Genomic DNA, 21,978 nt, shown 5'->3' on the forward strand with positions numbered 1-21,978 from the left:
AACCCTGGTGGGTTTGTCGCCGTGTGCCATTGAACGCGGAGTCCGACAGGCCTGTTCCTTTTTTGAGTATTTCATCAATGACTGAATCCTTTGCAGAGCTGTTTGAACAAAGCCAGCAATTCCTGACCAACCTCAAGCCTGGCGCTATCGTCACCGGCACCGTCGTCGATGTCCGTGGCGATGTGGTCGTCATCAACGCCGGCCTGAAGTCCGAAGGCATTGTTCCGATCGAACAGTTCCGTAATGACGCCGGCGAAATCGATGTCGGTATCGGCGACCAGGTTAAGGTTGCCCTTGACTCCATCGAAAACGGCTTCGGCGAAACCGTGCTCTCGCGCGAAAAAGCCAAGCGTGCCATGGTGTGGGACGAACTCGAGCAAGCGCTCGAAAACAACGACACCATCACCGGTCGCATCAGCGGCAAGGTCAAGGGCGGTTTCACCGTCGACATCAAGGACGTGCGCGGCTTCCTGCCGGGCTCCCTGGTCGATGTGCGTCCGGTCCGCGACTCGTCGTACCTCGAGGGCAAAGAACTCGAATTCAAGCTCATCAAGCTGGATCGCAAGCGCAACAACATCGTTGTGTCGCGCCGCGCCGTGGTCGAAACCGAACATTCGGAAGATCGCGAAGAGCTGCTGGGCAAGCTGGTTGAAGGCGCCGTGCTCAAGGGCGTGGTCAAGAACCTCACCGATTACGGTGCGTTCGTTGATCTGGGCGGTATCGATGGCCTGCTGCACATCACCGACATGGCATGGAAGCGCGTGCGCCATCCGTCCGAAGTCGTTGAAGTCGGTCAGGAACTCGACGTCCGCGTCCTCAAGTACGACCGCGAACGCAACCGCGTTTCGCTGGGCCTCAAGCAAATGGGCGAAGATCCGTGGGATAACATCGCTCGTCGCTACCCGGCCAACACCCGTGCCTTCGGTAAGGTCAGCAACGTCACCGAATACGGTGCGTTCGTTGAAATCGAACCGGGCGTCGAGGGTCTGGTCCACGTGTCCGAAATGGATTGGACTAACAAGAACGTCAACCCCGCCAAGATCGTCCAGGTCGGTGACGAAGTCCAGGTCATGGTCATCGATGTCGACGAAGAACGTCGTCGCATTTCGCTGGGCATGAAGCAAGTGACCTCGAACCCGTGGGAAACCTTTGCTGCTACCCACAAGAAGGGTGACAAGGTCGAAGGCCAAATCAAGTCCATCACCGACTTCGGTATCTTCATCGGTCTCGACGGCGGCATTGACGGTCTGGTTCACCTGTCCGACATCAGCTGGTCGAACGACGGCGAAGAAGTCGTCCGCAACTACAAGAAGGGCGACACGCTCGAAGCCGTCGTCCTGGCAGTGGATCCGGAACGTGAACGCATCTCGCTGGGCGTCAAGCAACTGGAACAGGACCCGATGGGTCAGTTCCAGGCTTCGAACTCGCGTGGCTCGATCGTCCGCGGCACCGTGCGTGAAGTCGATGCACGCGGCGCCGTGATCGATCTGGAAGGTGGCGTTGAAGGTTACCTCGCTGCGCGCGACATCTCGTCGTCGCGCGTCGATGACGCTTCGCACATCCTCAAGGTCGGCGACAGCGTCGAAGCCAAGGTCATCGGTACCGATCGCAAGAGCCGCGCCATGCAGCTGTCGATCCGCGCCAAGGACCAGGCCGAAGAGCAGGAAGCTCTGGCTGACTACAACCGCAAGACGGCTGAAGCCGCTTCGGGTACCACCCAGCTGGGCGCGCTGCTGCGCGAACAACTGGGCGGCGACAAGGCCGAGTAATTCGGCTCCTGTCTGCACGCAAAACGCAGTGGCGGTCCGGCACATGCCGGGCCGCCTTCTGCACTAGTGTGCGGTAGCCGTCGCGCGCAATGACCAAGTCCGAACTGATCGAAATTCTGTCCCGCAAGCAAGGCCATCTCAAGGCCGAGGACGTTGACCTGTCCGTCAAATCCATTCTGGATATGATGGCGGCGACGTTGGCGCGCGGTGAACGCATCGAGATCCGTGGCTTTGGCAGTTTCAATCTGCACTTTCGTCCGCCGCGTCTGGGTCGCAATCCCAAGACAGGTGAATCGGTTGCGTTGGCTTCTAAGCACGTGCCGCATTTCAAGCCGGGCAAAGAGCTGCGCGAACGCGTTGCCATGGTGGAACCGCTGCCCGAGGAATGAGTCGGATAGAGTGAAGTGACCGCATAAGCAATTGAAGTCGTTGAAAAGGAGCCTCGGGTTCCTTTTTTTTGGTCGGTACTCGGCGATGCCTTCGTACCGGTGCGGACCTCGTGCCTAAAGTGCAGATCGTGCACTACACTATGTAAATGGAATTTTTAGACGAATGGTTCTGGTTTCTGCTGCTGATACCGGCGGCAGGATTGATCGGTTGGATTGTGGGACGTCGCGGTGGCGAGTTCCATAAAGATACACAGGTCAGTCAGCTTTCCAGTACCTATTTTCGGGGTCTGAACTATCTGCTGAATGAGCAGCCCGACAAGGCCATCGAGCTGTTTTTGCATATTGCGGAACTCGATAAAGAGACCTTTGAGACGCAAGTGGCGCTGGGACATCTGTTCCGTCGTCGCGGTGAGGTCGATCGCGCTATTCGACTGCACCAGGGCCTTGTGCAACGTACTGACATCACCGATGCCCAACGGATCCAGGCTTTGCTCGCTCTGGGCGAAGACTACATGAAGTCCGGCCTGCTCGATCGCGCCGAGACCGTCTATTCCGATCTGGTCGCGCTCGATGGTCGTGCTCCGCAGGCGCTTAAGCATCTGATGGGCATTTACGAAAGTGAGCGCGAGTGGTCCAAGGCAATTAAGGTCGCGCACCAGTACGAAGCCGCTACCGGTGAAAATCTGGGTCGCCTGGTGGCACAGTTCGAGTGCGAACTGGCCGAACGTCAGTTGGCTGCCGGTGATGGCGATTCCGCACGCCAGTCGGTGCAGCGTGCTTACGATGCCGATTCCGATTCGCCGCGTGCCGGCATGATCGAAGGCCGCATGGCCATTCGGGACGGGAACGATGCCGGCGCCATTCGTGCCTTCGAACGGGTGACAAAAGCCGATCCGGACTATCTGCCCGAGGTGCTGCCCGACATGTTGGCGGCCTATCGCCGCCGCAATGATTTTGTAGGTGCCAAATCGTTCCTGAGCGCCATCGCCGAGCATTACAAGGGCGTTGCGCCGGTGCTGGCACTGACCCGCATGGTCGAAGAGGAGCAGGGGGTCCCCGCCGCGCGTGAGTATCTGGCTAAGGAACTCAAGAACCGGCCCTCCGTTCGTGGCGAAGCGGCCCTGATCGATCTGACACTTGCCGATGGGGCCGAACCGATTCGTACGCTCGAGGAACTGCGCGGCATCACCGACCAGCTGCTGGTCCGCAATCCGAGCTATCGCTGCAAGAGCTGCGGCTTTGGCGCCCGTACTCACCACTGGCAATGCCCGAGCTGCCGCGCCTGGGGCACAGTCAAACCCGTGCTGAACTATGCCCTGGTCTGATCCCGTCTTACTGTTTGCCTGTGCGTTTGCAGTTGCGTCCTTAATCCTGACCGGCGTGGCCTTTCTGTACGGACGCCGCGCTCGCTTAGTAGACGAACCCGGCGAGCGCCGTAGCCATACCCAGACCACTGTCCGCGGTGGCGGCATCGGCATCGTGCTGACCCTGGGCCTGGTCATGCTAGTCTTGCGCCGCTTTATCTTTGATCCGCCGTTCGCTGCGTTTGCCATTGGCGTTGTGCTGGTCGGGGGTATCGGCTGGGTCGACGACCATCGCCCCCTGTCGCCGCGAGTCCGTCTGGCGGTGCACGCGCTGGCGTCGCTGCTGTTTGCGGTCGGCCTGGCAGTAACCGTGGCCAACACCACGGTGGCGATCGCATCCGGCGTGCTGGCATTTGCCCTGTGTCTGGTGCTGACTAACGTCTGGAACTTTATGGACGGCATTGACGGCATTGCTGCCTCGAGCGCCGTCCTGGCCGTCGTGCCGGCTGCACTTCTGGCCGGCGACTACTGGTCGCTGTTAGCCGTGGGTCTGGCCGCCGCCTGTATTGGCTTTTTGCCATGGAATTTTCCGCGTGCGCGCCTATTTATGGGCGATGTCGGCAGCGGAGCTTTGGGCTTTGCTGTGGCGGCACTTGCGATGGCAACCGTATTGCAATTGCCCGTACCGGCGATGCTGCAGGGACAGGCTGAGGAATCACCACTGTTCTGGCTGGCCCGTAACGCGATCCTGGTCAGCTTGCCCTTCGCTCCGTTCCTGGTCGACGCGAGCATGACCTTGGGGCGTCGGATTCTGCGCAGGGAGCCGTGGTGGATGCCGCATGTGCAGCACAGCTACCAGGTCGCGGCACGGCGCTTCGGACACCCTAGAGTCACACTGGGTTACGTACTTTTGGCCGCTATTGGCTCGGTCGGCACGCTTTGGTTGACTTGGTGTGAAGAAATTGTCTCACTCTGTTCAGCTACGTTTTGGTATATCTGTCTCGTTAGTATTTGGTTAGTTACGCAGCGGCGCTGGGCAAAATAATAACTAAGCTGTTTCGTCGTTTCACTACACGGTATCATTTCGGCAGAGCATGGGGCGGGTAACCGACAAGTTGCTGAACCTGTTGCCTAAGGCGGCAGTGGTTGCGCATGACTTGTTCATGACGTGGCTGGTCTGGACGTGTCTCGGATATATCCGCACCACCACATACGCCGTCCCGTTGCCCCATAGCTGGTTTGATTCCACTGTCGCGTTTGTACTGCTGACGCAAGGCCTGGTTCTGTGGGGAGTCGGCCTTTACCGCGGTCTGTGGCGCTATGCGAGCATGCCGGACTTTGCCAACATCGTTAAGGGCAGTGCCATTGGCGTGCTGCTGATCGTGCTCGGCTTGTTTCTGTACAACCGCCTCGACTCCGTGTCGCGGGTGGTTTTACTCTGTTATCCCTTTACGCTGACGGCGTTCCTGGGCGCACCGCGCCTGTTCTACCGCGCGTATAAAGACCATCATATTGCGCGCGTCAGTAACGCCAATGCGGTCCGTACTCTGATACTGGGCGCCGGCCAGGCCGGTGATGCCCTGGTTCGCGACATGCGTCGGGTCGGTAATTTCGTTCCGGTCGGCTTCCTGGACGATGCGCCGCGTATGCGTGGCGTCAAGGTGCAGGGCCTGCCGGTGCTGGGCACTCTCGATGACCTCGCATCGGTCGCCCGTGAAACGGCCACTAAACTGATCGTCATCGCCATGCCTTCGGTCAGCGGTGAGGGCACGCGGCGAATTCTGGCCGCCTGTGAGTCCACCGGGCTGCCGTTCCGTACCGTACCGAATCTTGAGGACGTGCTCGAAGGCCGTTCCTTGCCGGGTGAGCTTAAAGAGCTCGCCATCGAAGACTTGCTCGGCCGCCAACCGGTAATGCCGGACTGGAAGGCCATTCGCGGCTGGTTGGGTGGACGCTCGGTCCTGGTCACCGGTGCCGGCGGTTCGATCGGTTCTGAATTGTGTCGCCAAAGTGCACGGAACGGTGCCATACGGCTGAGCTTGGTCGAGATCGATGAGCTGGCCATGATGACCATCTGTTCCCAATTGGCTCGCGAGTTTCCGCATGTCGAGGTGCAGCAATTCCTGGGTAGCTGTGGCGATCCCGCCCTGATGGCTCACGCCATGCGCCGAGCGCGCCCCGATGCCGTGTTCCATGCTGCTGCCTACAAGCAAGTGCCCTTGCTTGAGACTCATTTGCGTGAGGCCGTCCGCAACAATGTGCTGGCAACCGAGACCGTGGCACGCTCCTGTCTGGAGGCCGGTGTCAGCAATTTTGTACTGATCTCCACCGACAAAGCAGTCGATCCGGTGAACGTGTTGGGTGCCTCCAAACGTCTGGCGGAAATGGCCTGTCAGGCGCTGGCCCGCGGTCAGGCCACGCGGTTTACGACCGTGCGCTTCGGCAACGTGCTGGATTCTGCCGGCTCGGTAGTGCCCACGTTCCGCGAGCAGATTCGTCGCGGCGGTCCGGTGACCGTGACCGATCCCGATGTAACGCGTTACTTTATGACCATCCCCGAGGCCTGTCTGCTGATCCTGCAGGCAATGGCGTTGGGTCAGCAAGAGGCCATCTTCACTTTGGATATGGGCGAGCCTGTGCCAATTCGTGTGCTGGCCGAGCAGATGATTCGTCTCGCCGGCAAGACGCCTGGCAAGGATATTGCCATCGTCTATACCGGTCTGCGCCCGGGTGAGCGTCTGCACGAAACGCTATTCCATGCCGATGAGACCTATCGCACCACTTCGCACCCCAAGATTCTGCAGGCCATGCCGCGTGATCTGCAGGTGCAGGAGCTGATGCGCATGCTCGAGGAAATGCGTCGCGAGTCCGATCAGTTCAACGAGGATCGTCTGGCGGAGCTGCTCAAACAGGCCGTTCGCGAGTTCAAGCCGCAGCTCGATCCGCAACGTAAGGATCGCCGTGACTACGTCACGGTGGTGCCGTTCGAGTCCCGTCGCTCGCATCGCAGTTAATGCGAAGATGGGAGCATGACGGCTCCCATTCCGCCCACACCGCAAACGTACTACCGCGCCACGATGCATGCGGCGCAGACTGCCGACGCGCTTAAGTTGGCGTTGCAGCGGTCGCGGTAAAGGATAGGGATTCACGGTCATCTGCAGGCTGCAGTTCGACGTCCACCGTTAGTGGCTCCAACACACGACAGCAGCACGGCAGCACTTCATCAAACCCGACGAAGGCCAGAGGCGGCTCCGGATAATCCACCAGTCCGGTCGTGAACTTGACACGACAGGTGCCGCAAAACCCGGACCGGCACTGGTAGTCGATCTGATGACCGGTGCGAAGCAGACCCTCGAGCAGGGTCTCGCCATCGCGCAGTTCAAAACTGGTGTCCAGCGTGTAGATGCGCATGCCGGGTTACAGCTGGAAGCCGCCGAACTCCTCGCGCGAGAGATCTGCATCAACCTGTCCGACCAGATACGAGCTGACTTCGACTTCCTGCGGCGCGACTTGCACGGTATCGGAAGCGAGCCAGCTGTTAATCCAGGGAATCGGATTGCGCTTGGCATCGGCAAATAAAGGCTCCAAACCGATCGCGGTCATGCGGGCATTGGTGATGTACTCGACATAGCGACAGAGCACATCGGTGTTCAGGCCGACCATCGGGCCATCCTTGAACAGGAACTGTGCCCAGCGCTTCTCCTGCTCGGCGGCCTGTGCAAACAGATCGCGCGCGGCTTCGCGCTGATCGCGGGCGATCTGTGCGAACTCCGGATCGTCTTCGCCCTGGGCCATGATGTTCAGCAGGTGCTGGGTGCCCGACAGATGCAGCGCCTCGTCGCGGGCGATCAGGCGAATGATCTTGGCATTGCCTTCCATCAGTTTGCGTTCGGCAAAGGCAAACGCGCAGGCAAAGCTGACGTAGAAGCGCACGGCCTCAAGGACGTTGACGCTCATGACACACAGATACAGCGTGGTCTTTAGCGCCAGACGATTGGTATCGCTCGGGTCGTCATCGAAGCGGCGAGTGGCGATGATCACTTCGTCGTAGTGACGGGCGATATCAGCGGCACGACGCAAGATGGCTTCGTTGCGCGTGATGTCGTCAAAGATCAGCGCCGGATCGTTGACGATGTTGCGGATGATGTGCGTATAGCTGCGGCTATGAATGGTTTCCGAGAAGGCCCAGGTTTCGATCCATGTTTCCAGCTCCGGCAACGAGACCAGCGGCAGAAAGGCCACGTTGGGACTACGACCTTGGATGGAGTCGAGCAGCGACTGGTATTTAAGGTTGCTCAGAAAGATGTGGCGCTCCGCATCGGACAGCGACGCAAAGTCGATCCGATCGCGACTGAGGTCCACTTCTTCAGGGCGCCAGAAGAACGACAACTGTTTTTCGATCAGTTTCTCAAAGACCGGATAGCGTTGCTGGTCGTAGCGTGCGACGTTGACCGGGGCCCCCAGAAACAAGGGCTGACGCAGTGGATCGGCGTGGTGCGGGTGAAAAGTGCTATAGCGCATGGACATTAGATCTTGCAGGCGCCACCGGCGCAGTCATCGGCCATGTCGTGCTGACCGTCGTCGGCGCCGTCACGGGTGTTGTGGTAGTACAGCGTCTTGAGACCGTATTTGTAAGCCGTCAGCAGGTCCTTGATCAGTACGCGCACCGGGACTTTACCGCCTTCGAAACGTTGCGGATCGTAGTTGGTGTTGGCCGAGATCGCCTGATCCACGAATTTCTGCATGATGCCGACCAGCTGCAGATAGCCGTCGTTGTCCGGGATCTCCCACAGCAGCTCGTACTGATGGCCGAGCGTGCGGATATCCGGTACTACCTGGCGCAGAATGCCGTCCTTGGATTGCTTGACGCTGACCAGACCACGCGGCGGCTCAATGCCGTTGGTCGCATTGGAGATCTGGCTCGACGTCTCCGAAGGCATCAGCGCCGTCAGGGTGGAGTTGCGCAGTCCGTGCTTGCGGATGTCCTGACGCAGCGTCTCCCAATCAAGCTGCAGCGGCTCACTGCAAACCGCATCGAGATCCTTCTTGTAGCTGTCGATCGGCAAAATGCCTTGCGCATAGGTAGTTTCGTCGAAGGCCGGGCAGGCACCCCGTTCTTTTGCCAGACGATTGGAGGCGCGGAGCAAGTGATATTGAATCGCTTCGAAGGCACGATGCGTAAGCGCGTTGGCCGAGCCATCGCTGTAGCGGACGCCGTTCTTGGCCAGGTAATTGGCAAAGTTGATCACGCCAATACCCAAGGTGCGGCGCTTCATGCTGGACTCGCGTGCGGCTTCGACCGGGTAGTCCTGATAGTCGAGCAATGCATCGAGCGAACGCACGGCGAGATCGGCCAGGTCTTCGAGTTCATCGAGCGATTCGATCGCGCCGAGGTTGAACGCAGACAGCGTACACAGCGCAATCTCGCCGCTGGTGTCGTGCAGATCGTTGAGCGGTCGCGTCGGCAGGGCAATTTCAAGACACAGGTTGGACTGGCGAATCGGAGCGACGCGCGGATCAAACGGGCTGTGGGTATTACAGTGATCAACGTTCTGGATGTAAATGCGGCCGGTACCGGCGCGTTCCTGCATTAGCAGCGAGAACAGTTCGACGGCTTGAATCGAGCGCTTACGGATCGAAGGGTCGGCCTCGTACTGCGCGTACAGTCGTTCAAATTCGGCCTGGTCGGCAAAGAACGCATCGTACAAACCCGGTACGTCATGCGGCGAGAACAGAGTGATGTTGCCGCCTTCGATCAGACGCTGATAGAGCAGACGGTTGATCTGCACGCCGTAGTCGATATGGCGGACGCGGTTTTCTTCGACGCCGCGATTGTTCTTGAGCACCAGCAGTGATTCGACTTCTAGGTGCCAGAGCGGATAGAACAGGGTGGCCGCACCGCCACGCACGCCGCCCTGCGAGCACGATTTCACAGCGCTCTGGAACAGCTTGAAGAACGGCAACATGCCGGTGTGCTGCGCTTCTCCACCGCGGATCGGACTGCCGACGGCACGGATTCGACCGGCGTTGATGCCGATGCCGGCACGCATGGATACGTAGCGCACGATGGCCGAGGTGGTGGCGTTGATGGAATCGAGCGAGTCATCGCACTCAATCAGCACGCAGGAGCTGAACTGACGAGAAGGCGTGCGCACACCCGACATGATCGGCGTGGGCAGCGACAGCTTAAAGCCCGAGACCGCATCGTAAAAACGTTGAATGGTGGAAAGACGCGTGGCCGCCGGATACTCGGCAAACAGACACATGCCGATCAGCAGATACAACATCTGCGGCGACTCGTGGACCTGACGCGTGACGCGGTTCTGGACCAGGTACTTGCCCTCGAGCTGGCGCACGGCGGCGTAGGCGAACTGCAGATCGCGGTTGTGGTCCAGCATCGCATCGAGCTGGGCGTACTCGGCCTCGGAGTAATCGCGCAGCAGATGGGCATCGTAGCGCCCGGCCTGAACTTGGGTGCGGACGTGGTCCAGCAGCGAGGGCGGCGTAAATTGGCCGTATGCGGTCTTGCGCAACTGGCCGATGAGCAGGCGGCCGGCCAGATACTGGTAGTCGGGTTGGGCGGCACTGATCCGGTCAGCTGCCGACTTGATCAGGATCTCATGGAGATTAACGGTGCTTAAACCGTCGTGGAACTGTACGCGGGCATCGGCCAGAATCTGCTCGGCAGACACGCCCGATAGGCCCTGCGCAGCGGTCTCCAGCAACTGCAGCAAGCGCTCTTCACGAAGGGGCTCCGTGCGGCCGTCGCGTTTACGGACTCCCGGCACCGGAGTGGCGGCTGCAACGGAGATTTCATCCAATTTGGTCATGACCGGATCCTGAACGACAAAACAGAGACCACAATATCTTGTGGTTTATTCTGCCGTCAAGGCCCCAGATGTGGGATTTTTTGGATGTACTGGAAAAGCCCAGTAAAAACGGCAACGGCCGCAGCGAGAACGTCAAATTCCTCGCAACGACCGTTGCTCTTGACTAACAAATGCGCTCAAACGAGACGATTGTGCGCTGCTTACATGCGCTTACAGCGACTCGAAAATACCCGCTGCGCCCATGCCGGTACCGATACACATGGTGACCATGCCGTAGCGGTCGCCACGGGCCTTCATGCCATGGGTGATCGTCGCGGTGCGGATCGAGCCGGTGGCACCGAGCGGATGGCCCAGCGCGATGGCGCCGCCCAGTGGATTGACCTTGGACGGATCCAGCCCCAGATCGCGGATGACAGCCAGTGCCTGCGCGGCAAAGGCTTCGTTAAGTTCAATCCAGTCGAGCTGATCCTGAGTCAGGCCGGCTTGCTTGAGCGCTTTGGGAATCGCGGCAATCGGACCGATGCCCATGACTTCAGGGCGCACGCCGGCAACCGAGAACGACACGAAACGGGCCAGCGGGGTCAGGCCGTAGTCCTTGATGGCCTGTTCCGAAGCCAGTAGCACAGCACCGGCACCATCGCTCATCTGCGAGGAGTTGCCGGCAGTGACGCTGCCGCCGAACTGACCGTTGCGGAATACGGGACGCAGCTTGGCCAGGCCTTCGGCCGTGGTATCGGCGCGCGGACCTTCGTCGGTCTCCACAACGATGCGACGTTCCTTGATCGAGCCGCCTGCCAGATCCGGCTGGCGGGTGATGATCTCGTACGGCGAAATTTCGTTGCGGAACGCACCGGATGCAATCCCGGCCAAGGCCTTGCGATGCGAATCGGCAGCAAACGCATCCTGGTCTTCGCGCGAGATTTTCCATTCTTCGGCGACCTTTTCGGCCGTAATGCCCATGCCGTAAGCGATGGCGACGTTCTCATCCTTGGCAAACACTTGCGGCGAAAGCGCGACCTTGTTGCCCATCATCGGCACCATGGACATCGACTCGGTACCGCCGGCCAGCATCAGATCGGCATTGCCCAGACGGATCTGATCAGCTGCCATGGCGACCGATTGCAGACCCGACGAACAGAAACGGTTAACGGTCTGGGCCGCAATGTGATTGGGCAGACCGGCCAGCAATGCACCGATGCGGGCGACGTTCATGCCTTGCTCGCCCTCAGGCATGGCGCAGCCGATGATCACGTCATCAATGCGCGAGACATCCACGCCGGGTGCCTGGGCAACGACGTTGCGCAGGACATGGGCGAGCATTTCGTCGGGACGGGTGTTGCGGAAAATGCCGCGCGGGGCCTTGCCGACCGGCGTACGGGTAGCGGCAACGATATAAGCGTCTTGAATGATCTTAGTCATGAGTTGAATTCCTTGCTCAGTTGCGCAGCGGCTTGCCGTTGGTCAGCATATGCGCGATGCGTTCCTGGGTCTTTTGGGTCTTGGCCAGTTCGACGAAATGCTGGCGTTCGAGACGGATCAGCCATTCTTCGTCGACGACGGTGTTGCGATCGACGTTGCCGCCGGACAGTACCGTGGCAATGCGCACTGCAATGTCATAGTCATGCTTGGAGATGAAGTAACCCTCGAGCATGTTGACCAGCATCATCTTGAAAGTGGCAATACCGACATCACCGGCAACACGGATGTTGCGGGCAGGCAAGGGCGGACGGTAACCGCTTTCGGCCAGTGCACGGGCCTGTTGCTTGGCCACATGCAGCAGTTCGAAGGCATTGAGGACGACCACGTCATCCGGACGTGCCAAATGCAGCGACTTGGCTTCGGGCGCCGAGCTCGACACCTTGGCCATTGCCACGCTTTCGAAGGCGGTCTTGAGTTCGGCCAGAACATCGCCGTTGGCGCCGGCACGCTCGGAGGCACGCAGTGCCAGTTCCTTCAGACCACCACCGGCGGGCAGCAGGCCGACACCGGCTTCGACCAGACCGACATAGGATTCGAGTGCAAACACGGCACGGGCCGAATGCATCTGGAATTCGCAACCGCCACCCAGGGCTAAGCCGCGAACGGCTGAAACCACCGGAATCGACGCGTATTTGATGGCTTGCGAAGTGCGCTGGAAATTGGCGACCATCGCTTCGAACGCATCATAGTTGTTGTCTTTCAGCAGACCGAGCGCACCGGCCAGATCGGCACCGGCGGAGAAGGGCTCGGACGCTTGCCAGATCACCACTCCGCGCAGTTGCGATTCGGCAACGCGGATCGCTTCCTGGATGCCGTTGAGAACGTGATCGTTGACCGTGTGCATCTTGGTCTTGAACGAGATCACGCCGATGTCATCGCCTTCGTCATGCCACAGCCGCACGCCGTCGTTCTCCCACAGCGTGGTGCCCTTGGCGAAGGACTCGCCCAGCAACGGATCGGGGAAGCGCTGACGGGCATACACCGGGTTGGTCGAGCGAGCATCGTCGACTTGCGTCGTCGGGTTGTAGGAACCCAACGGCGAATGGACGCCGTTGCGACCGTCAAAGACCCAGTTGGGCAGGGGAGCATTGGCCATCGATTTGCCTTGACGGATGTCGTCGGCAATCCAGTCGGCAACCGTTTGCCAGCCGGCAGCTTGCCAGGTTTCGAACGGACCGAGCGACCAGCCGTAGCCCCAGCGCAGTGCAAAGTCGACATCGCGTGCAGTCGCAGCGATATCGGCCAGGTGGTAAGCGGAGTAATGGTAGGTGTCGCGGAACACGGCCCACAGGAACTGTGCTTGCGGATGCGAGGAGGCGCGCAGAGCAGCAAACTTCTTGACCGGATCGCGTTCTTTCAGAATCGCGAGCACTTCGGGATCGATGGCGTTGTCGCTGTTGCGATAGTCTGCGGCCTTGAGATCCAGGACCATGATGTCCTTGCCGCGCTTGGTGTACAGACCGGCGCCGGCCTTCTGACCCAACGCGCCTTTTTCCACCAGTTGCTGCAACCACGTCGGCGTCTTAAAGAATGAATGCCATGGATCGTTCGGCAACGTATCGGCCATCGTCTTGACGACATGAGCCAGGGTGTCCAGACCGACCACGTCGGCGGTGCGGTAGGTAGCCGACTTCGGCCGGCCAATTAGCGGACCGGTCAGGCCATCGACGGTATCAAAGCCCAGACCGAACTGCTCGGTGTGATGCATCGCTGCGAGCATTGCAAACACGCCAATGCGGTTGCCGATAAAGTTCGGCGTGTCCTTGGCAATCACAACGCCCTTGCCCATGGTCGTGACCAGGAAGGTTTCGAGTGCAGCCAGCACTTCGGGATCGGTGCTTTGGGCCGGAATCAGTTCGGCCAGATGCATGTAGCGCGGCGGATTAAAGAAGTGCACGCCGCAGAAACGCGAGCGCAACGCAATAGGGAGCACGTCGGACAGGGCATTGATTCCAAGGCCGGAGGTGTTCGAGGCCAGGATCGCCTTGTCGCTCACGTGCGGAGCAATCTTGCGGTACAGGTCCTGCTTCCAGTCCATGCGTTCGGCGATGGCTTCGATGATCAGATCGCAATCGGCCAACAGCGCCAGGTGCTCATCGTAATTGGCGGCGACGATACGGCCTTCGGAACCCTTAATCGCCATCGGCGAAGGGCTTAGCTTGCCCAAATTGGCAATCGCCTTGGTGACCACGCCGTTCGCCGGGCCCTCTTTGGCCGGCAAGTCGAACAGAATCGTATCCACACCTGCGTTGATGAGGTGGCCCGCAATTTGCGCGCCCATCACGCCGGCTCCGAGAACCGCAACCCGTTTTACATGTATCACGTTATATATGTCCTATAAGATATTGAAAAATCAGGATTTAAAGCCAGCCGAACAGAAGGAAATCAGAGTGTCTGTCAGCTTGTCCAGGTGCTGGGCTTCGGACACGCCGGCCGCCCGTTTGACCATGCCGAACTCCGACAAGGTGTACGTCAATGCGCCGGCGACAAAGTCGAGCCGCAAGTACATTTGTTCCTTGCTGAGTCCGGGACGGACTTGGTCAATTGCTTTGGCAAAGTCGCGTTGGACGCTGCCGTAATTTTCAGAGAGAAATTTGCGAAGGCGATCGTTCTGCTCCGCATAAGCCCGCGCCAGAATGCGAACGAAGTGCCCGCCGTTGTGTTTACGACCCATCTGCAGCGCCGGTTCAATGTAGGCGCGTAACACCGATTCCAAGGTCACGTCTTTGTCGGAAAGTGCTTTCTGCAAGGCATTTCGGCGGTCTGTGCTCATCTGGTCCATGCGGCGGCGGAACAGTTCTTCGACCAGGTTTTCCTTGCTGCCGAAGTGATAGTTCACCGCGGCGATGTTGACATCGGCATGGCTGGTAATTTGCCGCAGGCTGGTCGAGCCGAAGCCGTGTCTGGCAAACAGCTCTTCGGCGGCGCCGAGGATCCGATGCTTGGTGGAGAACGCCTGGGTCATAGGAGGTGACTGCCGTTTTCGATTCAAACGATCGTTTGAGGATAGGGCAATCGCTGAATCCGTGTCAACGCGGCCGTCCGCAGGCGTATGGAAATCGGTGCCGCGGCTCCTACCGCAGGCGAAATATCGGCGCTAACTCCGTGATTTTCTGATGGTTTTTTGCTAGACTTTACAAGTTAATCATCCCTCTTTAGTTTTGGAGTCCCATATGGCGCTGGAGCGCACCCTCTCGATCATCAAACCCGACGCTGTCGCCAAGAACGTCATCGGTCCGATCTATTCGCGTTTTGAACAAGGTGGCCTGAAAATCATCGCCGCCAAGATGGTCCAACTGTCGCGCGCTGAGGCCGAAGGCTTCTACGCTGTGCACCGCGAACGTCCGTTCTTCAATGCGCTGGTTGAGTTCATGATCTCGGGCCCCGTGATGGTGCAAGTCCTCGAAGGCGAGGGCGCAGTGCTCAAGAACCGCGATCTGATGGGCGCCACCAACCCCAAGGAAGCCGCCGCCGGTACCATCCGCGCCGACTTCGCTGACAGCATTGATGCCAATGCCGTTCACGGTTCCGACTCGCTGGAAAATGCGGCGATTGAAATCGCGTATTTCTTCCCGGCGACTGCCGTGTACGCCGGCCGCTAAGTAACGGAATCGGATCCATTTCAGTTTTCGACATGAGTGCCGTGACGCCAGCCCCAGCCAATACCGAAACCAGGGTCAATCTGTTTGATCTGGATCGGACAGGTCTGGAGCAATTCTTCGATTCCATCGGAGAGAAAAAGTTCCGCGCGCACCAGATCATGAAATGGATCCATCACCGCTACGTCACAGAGTTTGCCGAGATGACGGATCTCGGCAAAGCTCTGCGTTCCAAACTCGAAGAACGCGCCGTGGTCCATGTGCCGCAGGTGCTGTTCGACAAGATTTCCGATGACGGCACCCAGAAATGGCTGTTGGGTATGGATCCCAGAAACGCCATCGAAACCGTTTATATCCCTGAAAAAAACCGCGGCACGCTGTGCGTGTCCTCGCAGGTCGGTTGCGCGCTGAACTGTCAGTTCTGCTCCACCGCAACTCAGGGCTTTAACCGCAATCTCAGCACTGCCGAAATCATCGGTCAGGTCTGGGTTGCCGCACGCGCGCTCGGCAACATCCCGCATCAGCAACGTCGTCTCACCAACGTGGTGATGATGGGTATGGGCGAGCCGCTGGCCAACTTCGACAATGTCGTGCGGGCCATGAGCATCATGCGCGATGACTTGGGCTACGGCCTGGCCAACAAACGCGTGACGCTGTCCACTGCCGGCATGGTGCCGCAAATCGACAAACTCGCCGAGGTCGCAGACGTGTCCCTGGCCGTGTCCCTGCATGCACCGTTCGATGAGCTTCGCACTGAACTGGTACCGCTCAATCGCAAGTACCCCATCAACGAGCTGATGGCTGCCTGTGTGCGCTATGCCAAGCGCAAGAAGGGCACCAGCGTGACGTTTGAGTACACCCTCATGAAGGGCGTCAATGACGGCCCTGAGCATGCGCGTGGTCTGGCCAAACTCATGCGGCAGTTCGATAATGCGGTGCAGATGAAAGACGCCGCCAAAGTCAATCTCATCCCGTTCAATCCGTTCCCCGGGACTCGCTTCGAGCGACCCGAGGAATCCAGTATTCGTGAGTTCCAGACGCTGATGATGGAGTCCAAGGTTCTGACCATGGTCCGTCGCACGCGCGGTGACGATATTGACGCCGCCTGCGGGCAGCTGAAAGGTCAAGTCATGGATCGCACGCGTCGCCAAGCCCAATTCCTACAGCACCTCGCCCAAACGCAATCGCAATGACCGACACCGCACCCGCTTCAACCGGACCTTCTGCCATGAACTCGACCGCCGCGAGAGAGCTGTATCAGCACGCCGGACTCAAACTCAAACTGGCTCGGGAGCAGTCGGGGCAGAGCATCCAGGAGTTATCGGATCGCACCAAGCTCACGCCTAAGGTGTTGCGCGAGCTCGAGGCCGGTGAGGGCGATATTTTTTCGACGCCGGTTTACGTTCGCGGACAGCTGCGCAGCTATGCGCGCGCGCTCGGCGTCGACATCGTGCCGGACATTCAGCAGCTGATGGCACTCGATAATCCGGCGCCGGTTCTGCAAGTGCGCGAAACCACCACGTCGACCTCGCGTGCTGTGGCGAGCGCCGGTCAGTACGCGCTGTACTTTCTGGTCACCGCCTTGGTCGCCGTGCCGGTGATCTCTTCGTTGAATCTGTTCCGTGGAGAGACGCCGCAAACGCGTCCGCTCGATGGACCGGCTGCCACTGCAGAAGCCGCACAAATCACCGAGGAATTGCCGCCGGCTGCAATGGCGCAGGAGCCGATGGTGGCTTCGACGCAACCTGCTGGCACGGCTACGACCGCAGCAGCCACCGCTGCGCCTGCAACTGCAGCTGCAACTGGGGCACCAGATCCTGCGTTGGCCGGCTTCAATGCCAACGTCGGCGCCATGACGCCGGGTCCCGATTCGCGTCAACCTATTGCGGCGTCGCTGACCGGTCTGCCTTCGAACGGAATCGTGTTCCGCTTTAATCAGGATTCCTGGGTAAAGTTCATCGGTCCTAACGGTTCGGTCATTGAACAAGGTCTGCAACCTGCCGGTACCGTCAAGCAATTTGCTGTCGGTCAGCTGGGCAAGGCACGCATCGGCGCGGCCGAACAAGTGCAGATGATTGTGAACGGTCAGCCAGCAGACATCACGGGCTTCACCAAGGGCTCTGTCGCAAACCTTACAATCGGAACGGACGGCCATCCGGTCGCCGCTTCGCGCTAATCGTTTGCGCCTTGCATTTCACACAACTCGACACATTGCGGTATTGAATGGCAATTGATGATCTATTGGACGAACACGAACAGAGTGTTCGACTGCAGCAGTGGCTGCGCAAGAACGGTGGCTCCATCCTGTTGGGCCTGTTGCTCGGTCTGGGTCTGCTTGGGGCTTTAAACTGGTACCAGGGTCACCGCGCCCGTCAGGGCATGGCTGCTGCCGATGGCTATACCGCGGCCGTTGATGCCATCAACGCAGGTAGCGCCGATGCGGCTGCCAAGGTCGATGCGATTGGTACGCCTGCATACAAGGCCCTGGCCATGTTGCACCTTGCGCGCTCGCAAGTCGCTGCCGGTAAGTCGGCCGAAGCCATCGCCACCCTAAAGAAGATTGACACCAAGGATACCGAGCTGCGCGAACTGACCGATGTGCGCCTGGCTCGCCTGTATACCGAAACCGGCAGTGCCAAGCAGGCGATCAGCTTGCTGGCTCCGCGCAAAACACCGGACGCGCTTGAGGCATTGGGTGATGCCTACGCCGCCGATCAGCAACTCGAAGCGGCACGCAAGTCGTATTCCGATGCATTAACGCATATGGATTCGGCATCCGCCAGTCGTCAGGTTGTTGAACTGAAACTCACTCAAGTCGGCGGCACGCCCGTCGTCAAGGCAGAGGCCCCGTAATGAAGAATTCCCGTTCGTTGTTGACCCGCTCGCTGATGGCTGCGGCCATTGTGTCCGTGCTGAGCCTGAGCGGCTGTGCCTCGGTCAAGAATATTTTTGGCAAGAAAGAGGTCGATGCCCACGCGCCCGTCGCGCTGGTTGCATTGAACCCGACCGCCGCCGTGACGCGCGCCTGGAGTGCAAGTGTGGGCAAGGGCGAAGATTCCATCGGTGCGCGTCAAGGTCCGTCCAGCGACGGCAACTTTGTGTACGCCGCCGGTGTGACCTCGGGTGTTCGTGCACTCGATCTGCAAACCGGTCGTACGGTCTGGACTCATGCCAGCAAGTCGCGTTTGAGCGGCGGTCCCGGTGTGGGCGAGGGCGTTGTTGTCGTTGGCGGTCTCGATGGCGAAGTCATTGCTCTGGATGCCACCACCGGTGCCCTGAAATGGTCGCAAAAAGTTTCGAACGAAGTGATCGCCACTCCGACCGTCGGTCAAGGTCTGGCACTGATTCGCAGCAACGATGGCCGCCTCACCGCCTTCGATCTGCAAACCGGTGAACGGCGCTGGTTCACGGCACATGACATGCCGGCTCTGACGGTTCGTGGCAATGATGCCGCTACCCTGGGGCCGGGCGTGGCCTTCGTCGGCAATGACGATGGCACCATGAGTGCGCTGGTGCTGAGCAACGGCCAAGTCGTATTTGATGCGCCGGTCGGTGAACCCATCGGCCGCACCGATCTGGAACGTCTGGCTGACGTTGACGGATCACCTGTTCTCGATGGCTCCACTTTGTATGCCACTAGCTTCAAGAACTCGACTCTGGCAATGGACGGCCCGAGCGGCCGCGTGCTGTGGACGTCGGAGCACGGTGGTGTCGGCCGGGCTGCACCGGCAGCCAACGCGCTGATCGTGGCCGATTCACAGGGTCTCGTCTGGGGTCTCGATAAGAGCACCGGTACTGCTATCTGGAAAAACGAACAGCTCAAGAACCGTCGTCTGTATTCGCCGGTGGTGCATGGCAACTACGTCGCTGTCGGCGATGTTGAGGGCTATGTCCATTGGTTGCGTCTCGATGACGGCGCACTGGCCGGTCGTGCCAAGCTGAGCAAGGCTCCAATCAAGAGCAACCCGATCGTTGTGAATGACCTGCTGCTGGTGCAAGATACCGCCGGCAACGTCAGCGCATTCCGCGTCGGTCAATAAACGTATACGGCCGTCGAGTCTAAATTCATGTTGCCACTAGTCGCACTCGTCGGTCGTCCCAACGTCGGTAAGTCCACCCTGTTCAATGCATTGACGCGTACGCGCGATGCGCTGGTACACGATCAGCCGGGGGTTACACGTGACCGCCATTACGGCGTCGCCCGCCCCGAAGATCAACGTCATTTTGCCGTGGTGGATACCGGCGGTATTGCCGAAGCGTCCGAAGGTCTGGCCGGTGCGACTACGCGTCAAGCCCGTGCCGCCGCCGAAGAGGCCGACCTGATTCTGTTTATTGTGGATGCACGTGACGGCGCCAACGCGCTCGATGACGACATCCTCAAGTGGCTGCGCAAAGCCGACAAGCGGACCTTGCTGGTGATCAACAAGATCGATGGTGTTTCGCTGAACGCCGTCGAATCCGAGTTTGCGCACTACGGCTTCAAGGATCCGATCACCACATCTTCCGCGCATCGTCAGGGCATCGACGAGTTGATGGAGGCCATTCTCGAAAACCTCCCCGAAGAGGGCGTGGTCGATCCGCTGGACACGGATCCGGACCGTATTCGCATCGCCTTTATCGGTCGCCCCAACGTCGGCAAGTCCACGCTAGTTAACCGTCTGCTTGGCGAAGAGCGCATGATCGCCTCCGAAGTGCCGGGCACGACCCGCGACTCGGTGGCCATCGACATGGAGCGCGAGGGTAAGCCGTATCGCCTGGTTGATACCGCCGGCTTGCGCCGCAAGTCCAAGGTTGATGAAGCCGTCGAAAAGTTCTCGGCATTCAAGACATTGCAGGCGATTGAACAGTGCCAGGTGGCCGTCGTCATGCTTGATGCAGGCGAGGGCGTTACTGATCAGGATGCCAGCGTGCTCGGTTATGCACTCGATGCCGGTCGTGCACTGGTAATTGCCGTCAACAAGTGGGATGGCCAGACCGAGTATCAGCGTCAGCAAACCGAAGACCTGCTGTCGCGCAAGCTCGCCTTTGTGCCGTGGGCCGAACGCGTCCGCATCAGTGCTAAGCACGGGTCGGGTTTGCTGGAACTGTTCCGCGCCGTGCACCGTGCACATCGCTCGGCAACGACTCCGATCTCGACGTCCGAGGCGACCAAGGCTCTCGAAATTGCCTACGAAACCAATCCGCCGGCAGTGGTCCGCGGTCATGTCGCCAAGATGCGCTTCTGCCATCCCAGCGGCTTGAATCCGCCAACCTTTGTGGTGCATGGTACGCGTCTGAAAACGCTGCAGGAAAGCTACAAACGCTATCTGGAAAACTTCTTCCGCAAGCGTTTCAAGCTGATCGGTACCCCGGTGCAGTTTATTTTCAAGGACAGCGCAAACCCGTTCGAAGGCAAGAAGAACGTTCTGAACGAACGCCAGATTGCCAAGAAGCGTCGCCTGATCCGTCACGTCAAACGACGCGGCAGCTAATCCGCATCGCGATAGCGATGATTACGCCCGATTCCTCTACAGCAATAACCGCACTCGATCCGGCGGCCGCACTCGCTTGCATGCAAGCCGAGTCCGCCCTGCTGGTTGATGTCCGCGAGTCCGCAGAGTTCGATGCCGGCCATGCGCGGACGGCTTGTCATTTGCCGCTGTCCGTTTTAGAACGTGACACAACCGCCGCAGCCGACTTAAGCCAAACCCCGATTCTCGTGATCTGTCAGAAAGGCCCGCGTTCTCAACGTGCGGCCGAACTGTTGCATCACGCCGGTTTCAATGTGCGCGCCATAGTCGAAGGCGGTTCTGACGCCTGGCTCGCAGCCGGCTTGCCCTGGGAAGCCGGCGACGAGGGCGCGCAACGCTATTCGCGCCACTTGCTGCTACCCGAGGTCGGCCCCGCAGGCCAAGCGCGTCTCAACGCCGCTCACGTCGCGCTGGTCGGTGCCGGGGGTCTCGGCTCGCCGGTGGCTTTGTATCTCGCGGCAGCGGGCGTCGGTACCTTGACCCTGATCGACGACGACCGCGTCGAACTCAGCAACCTGCAACGTCAGGTGCTGCACGGTCAGGCCGATATCGGACGCCTAAAAGTGGAGTCCGCACGCGACCGCTTGCTCGCGCTCAACCCGCGCATCACCGTGCATGCCGTCGCACAACGTCTGACAAGCGACAATGCCGCGGATCTGCTAAAGAACGCCGATGTTGTGGTCGATGGCGCGGACAACTTCGCTACGCGTCACCTGGTGAACGCAATCTGCCACGACCAACGCAAGCCATGGGTCTACGCTGCCATTCAACGCTTCGATGGCCATGCGGCCGTGTTCGACTTGCGCCAGCCCGGAGCGATGCCGTGTTACCGCTGCTTATTCCCCGAAGCGCCCGACGCCCAATTTGCGCCCAATTGCGCCGAAGCCGGCGTGCTCGGCGTGCTGCCTGGCTTGCTCGGCACGATTCAGGCGACCGAGACGCTTAAGCTGCTGCTGGACATTGGCGAGACCTTGAGCGGCCGCGTACTGCATGTGGATGCGCTGACCATGCGCATGCGCGAGAGCCGACTGCAGCGAGATCCCGAGTGCCCGCAATGCGGTCACCCAACAATGCGATAATTACACGGCCCGCCGTAAC

Annotated in this window: 18 protein-coding genes; 12 read left to right on the forward strand and 6 right to left on the reverse strand. The window is 59.7% G+C overall.

Annotated elements, in window-relative coordinates; genetic code table 11:
• Nucleotides 1–77: 77 nt before the first annotated feature.
• The 5 genes from rpsA (at nt 78) to V3390_RS07000 (ending at nt 6,476) form a co-directional block, all read left to right on the forward strand.
• Nucleotides 78–1,769, forward strand: coding sequence for a 30S ribosomal protein S1 (gene rpsA, locus V3390_RS06980; RefSeq protein ID WP_331688611.1), 1,692 nt, complete (start codon nt 78–80; stop codon nt 1,767–1,769).
• Nucleotides 1,770–1,858: 89 nt separating this feature from the next.
• Nucleotides 1,859–2,158 (forward strand): integration host factor subunit beta, encoded by a 300-nt coding sequence (locus V3390_RS06985; RefSeq protein WP_331688612.1) that lies wholly within the window; start codon nt 1,859–1,861, stop codon nt 2,156–2,158.
• A 146-nt stretch (nt 2,159–2,304) separates the two neighbouring features.
• Nucleotides 2,305–3,483, forward strand: coding sequence for a lipopolysaccharide assembly protein LapB (gene lapB / locus V3390_RS06990; protein WP_331703917.1), 1,179 nt, complete (start codon nt 2,305–2,307; stop codon nt 3,481–3,483).
• Entirely contained in the window at nt 3,470–4,507 is a 1,038-nt protein-coding gene (locus tag V3390_RS06995; protein ID WP_331703918.1) for an MraY family glycosyltransferase, read from the forward strand. The genes lapB and V3390_RS06995 overlap by 14 nt, the downstream gene beginning before the upstream one ends.
• Before the next feature lie 49 nt (nt 4,508–4,556).
• Nucleotides 4,557–6,476 (forward strand): polysaccharide biosynthesis protein, encoded by a 1,920-nt coding sequence (locus V3390_RS07000; RefSeq protein WP_331703919.1) that lies wholly within the window; start codon nt 4,557–4,559, stop codon nt 6,474–6,476.
• 91 nt (nt 6,477–6,567) lie between these two features.
• On the opposite strand, the gene yfaE is transcribed toward V3390_RS07000, so the two are convergent.
• From yfaE to V3390_RS07030, 6 genes are all read right to left on the reverse strand, one after another.
• The gene (yfaE, locus tag V3390_RS07005) at nt 6,568–6,873 is read right to left on the reverse strand and encodes a class I ribonucleotide reductase maintenance protein YfaE (protein WP_331703920.1); all 306 of its coding nucleotides are present in this window, start codon (nt 6,871–6,873) and stop codon (nt 6,568–6,570) included.
• 6 nt (nt 6,874–6,879) lie between these two features.
• Complete coding sequence (nrdB, locus tag V3390_RS07010) at nt 6,880–7,983, reverse strand: class Ia ribonucleoside-diphosphate reductase subunit beta (protein ID WP_331703921.1); 1,104 nt, start codon at nt 7,981–7,983, stop codon at nt 6,880–6,882.
• Between the two features lie 5 nt (nt 7,984–7,988).
• Entirely contained in the window at nt 7,989–10,292 is a 2,304-nt protein-coding gene (nrdA, locus tag V3390_RS07015) for a class 1a ribonucleoside-diphosphate reductase subunit alpha (RefSeq protein ID WP_331703922.1), read from the reverse strand.
• A 210-nt stretch (nt 10,293–10,502) separates the two neighbouring features.
• Nucleotides 10,503–11,711: an acetyl-CoA C-acyltransferase gene (locus V3390_RS07020; RefSeq protein WP_331703923.1), complete on the reverse strand. Its 1,209-nt coding sequence runs from the start codon at nt 11,709–11,711 to the stop codon at nt 10,503–10,505.
• Nucleotides 11,712–11,727: 16 nt separating this feature from the next.
• Nucleotides 11,728–14,103: a 3-hydroxyacyl-CoA dehydrogenase/enoyl-CoA hydratase family protein gene (locus V3390_RS07025; protein ID WP_331704335.1), complete on the reverse strand. Its 2,376-nt coding sequence runs from the start codon at nt 14,101–14,103 to the stop codon at nt 11,728–11,730.
• Between the two features lie 21 nt (nt 14,104–14,124).
• Nucleotides 14,125–14,736 carry a TetR/AcrR family transcriptional regulator gene (locus V3390_RS07030; RefSeq protein WP_331688620.1) on the reverse strand — a complete coding sequence of 204 codons (612 nt, stop codon included), beginning with the start codon at nt 14,734–14,736 and terminating at the stop codon, nt 14,125–14,127.
• 208 nt (nt 14,737–14,944) lie between these two features.
• On the opposite strand from V3390_RS07030, the gene ndk reads away from it, so the two are divergent.
• From ndk to moeB, 7 genes are read left to right on the forward strand one after another with little or no spacing between them, the layout of a single operon-like run.
• Nucleotides 14,945–15,373 carry a nucleoside-diphosphate kinase gene (ndk, locus tag V3390_RS07035; protein WP_331688621.1) on the forward strand — a complete coding sequence of 143 codons (429 nt, stop codon included), beginning with the start codon at nt 14,945–14,947 and terminating at the stop codon, nt 15,371–15,373.
• A gap of 32 nt (nt 15,374–15,405) precedes the next feature.
• Nucleotides 15,406–16,563 (forward strand): dual-specificity RNA methyltransferase RlmN, encoded by a 1,158-nt coding sequence (rlmN, locus tag V3390_RS07040; RefSeq protein WP_331703924.1) that lies wholly within the window; start codon nt 15,406–15,408, stop codon nt 16,561–16,563.
• Nucleotides 16,564–16,598: 35 nt separating this feature from the next.
• Nucleotides 16,599–17,546, forward strand: coding sequence for a helix-turn-helix domain-containing protein (locus tag V3390_RS07045; RefSeq protein WP_331703925.1), 948 nt, complete (start codon nt 16,599–16,601; stop codon nt 17,544–17,546).
• 47 nt (nt 17,547–17,593) lie between these two features.
• Entirely contained in the window at nt 17,594–18,223 is a 630-nt protein-coding gene (locus tag V3390_RS07050; protein ID WP_331688624.1) for a YfgM family protein, read from the forward strand.
• A 35-nt stretch (nt 18,224–18,258) separates the two neighbouring features.
• Entirely contained in the window at nt 18,259–19,410 is a 1,152-nt protein-coding gene (gene bamB, locus V3390_RS07055) for an outer membrane protein assembly factor BamB (RefSeq protein WP_425493046.1), read from the forward strand.
• 27 nt (nt 19,411–19,437) lie between these two features.
• Nucleotides 19,438–20,841, forward strand: a complete 1,404-nt coding sequence (gene der / locus V3390_RS07060; protein WP_331688626.1) for a ribosome biogenesis GTPase Der — start codon at nt 19,438–19,440, stop codon at nt 20,839–20,841.
• Between the two features lie 17 nt (nt 20,842–20,858).
• Nucleotides 20,859–21,959, forward strand: a complete 1,101-nt coding sequence (gene moeB, locus V3390_RS07065) for a molybdopterin-synthase adenylyltransferase MoeB (protein WP_331703927.1) — start codon at nt 20,859–20,861, stop codon at nt 21,957–21,959.
• Nucleotides 21,960–21,978: the final 19 nt, after the last annotated feature.

The sequence above is a fragment of the Aquilutibacter rugosus genome (assembly GCF_036541335.1).
GTDB lineage: Bacteria > Pseudomonadota > Gammaproteobacteria > Xanthomonadales > Xanthomonadaceae > Aquilutibacter > Aquilutibacter rugosus.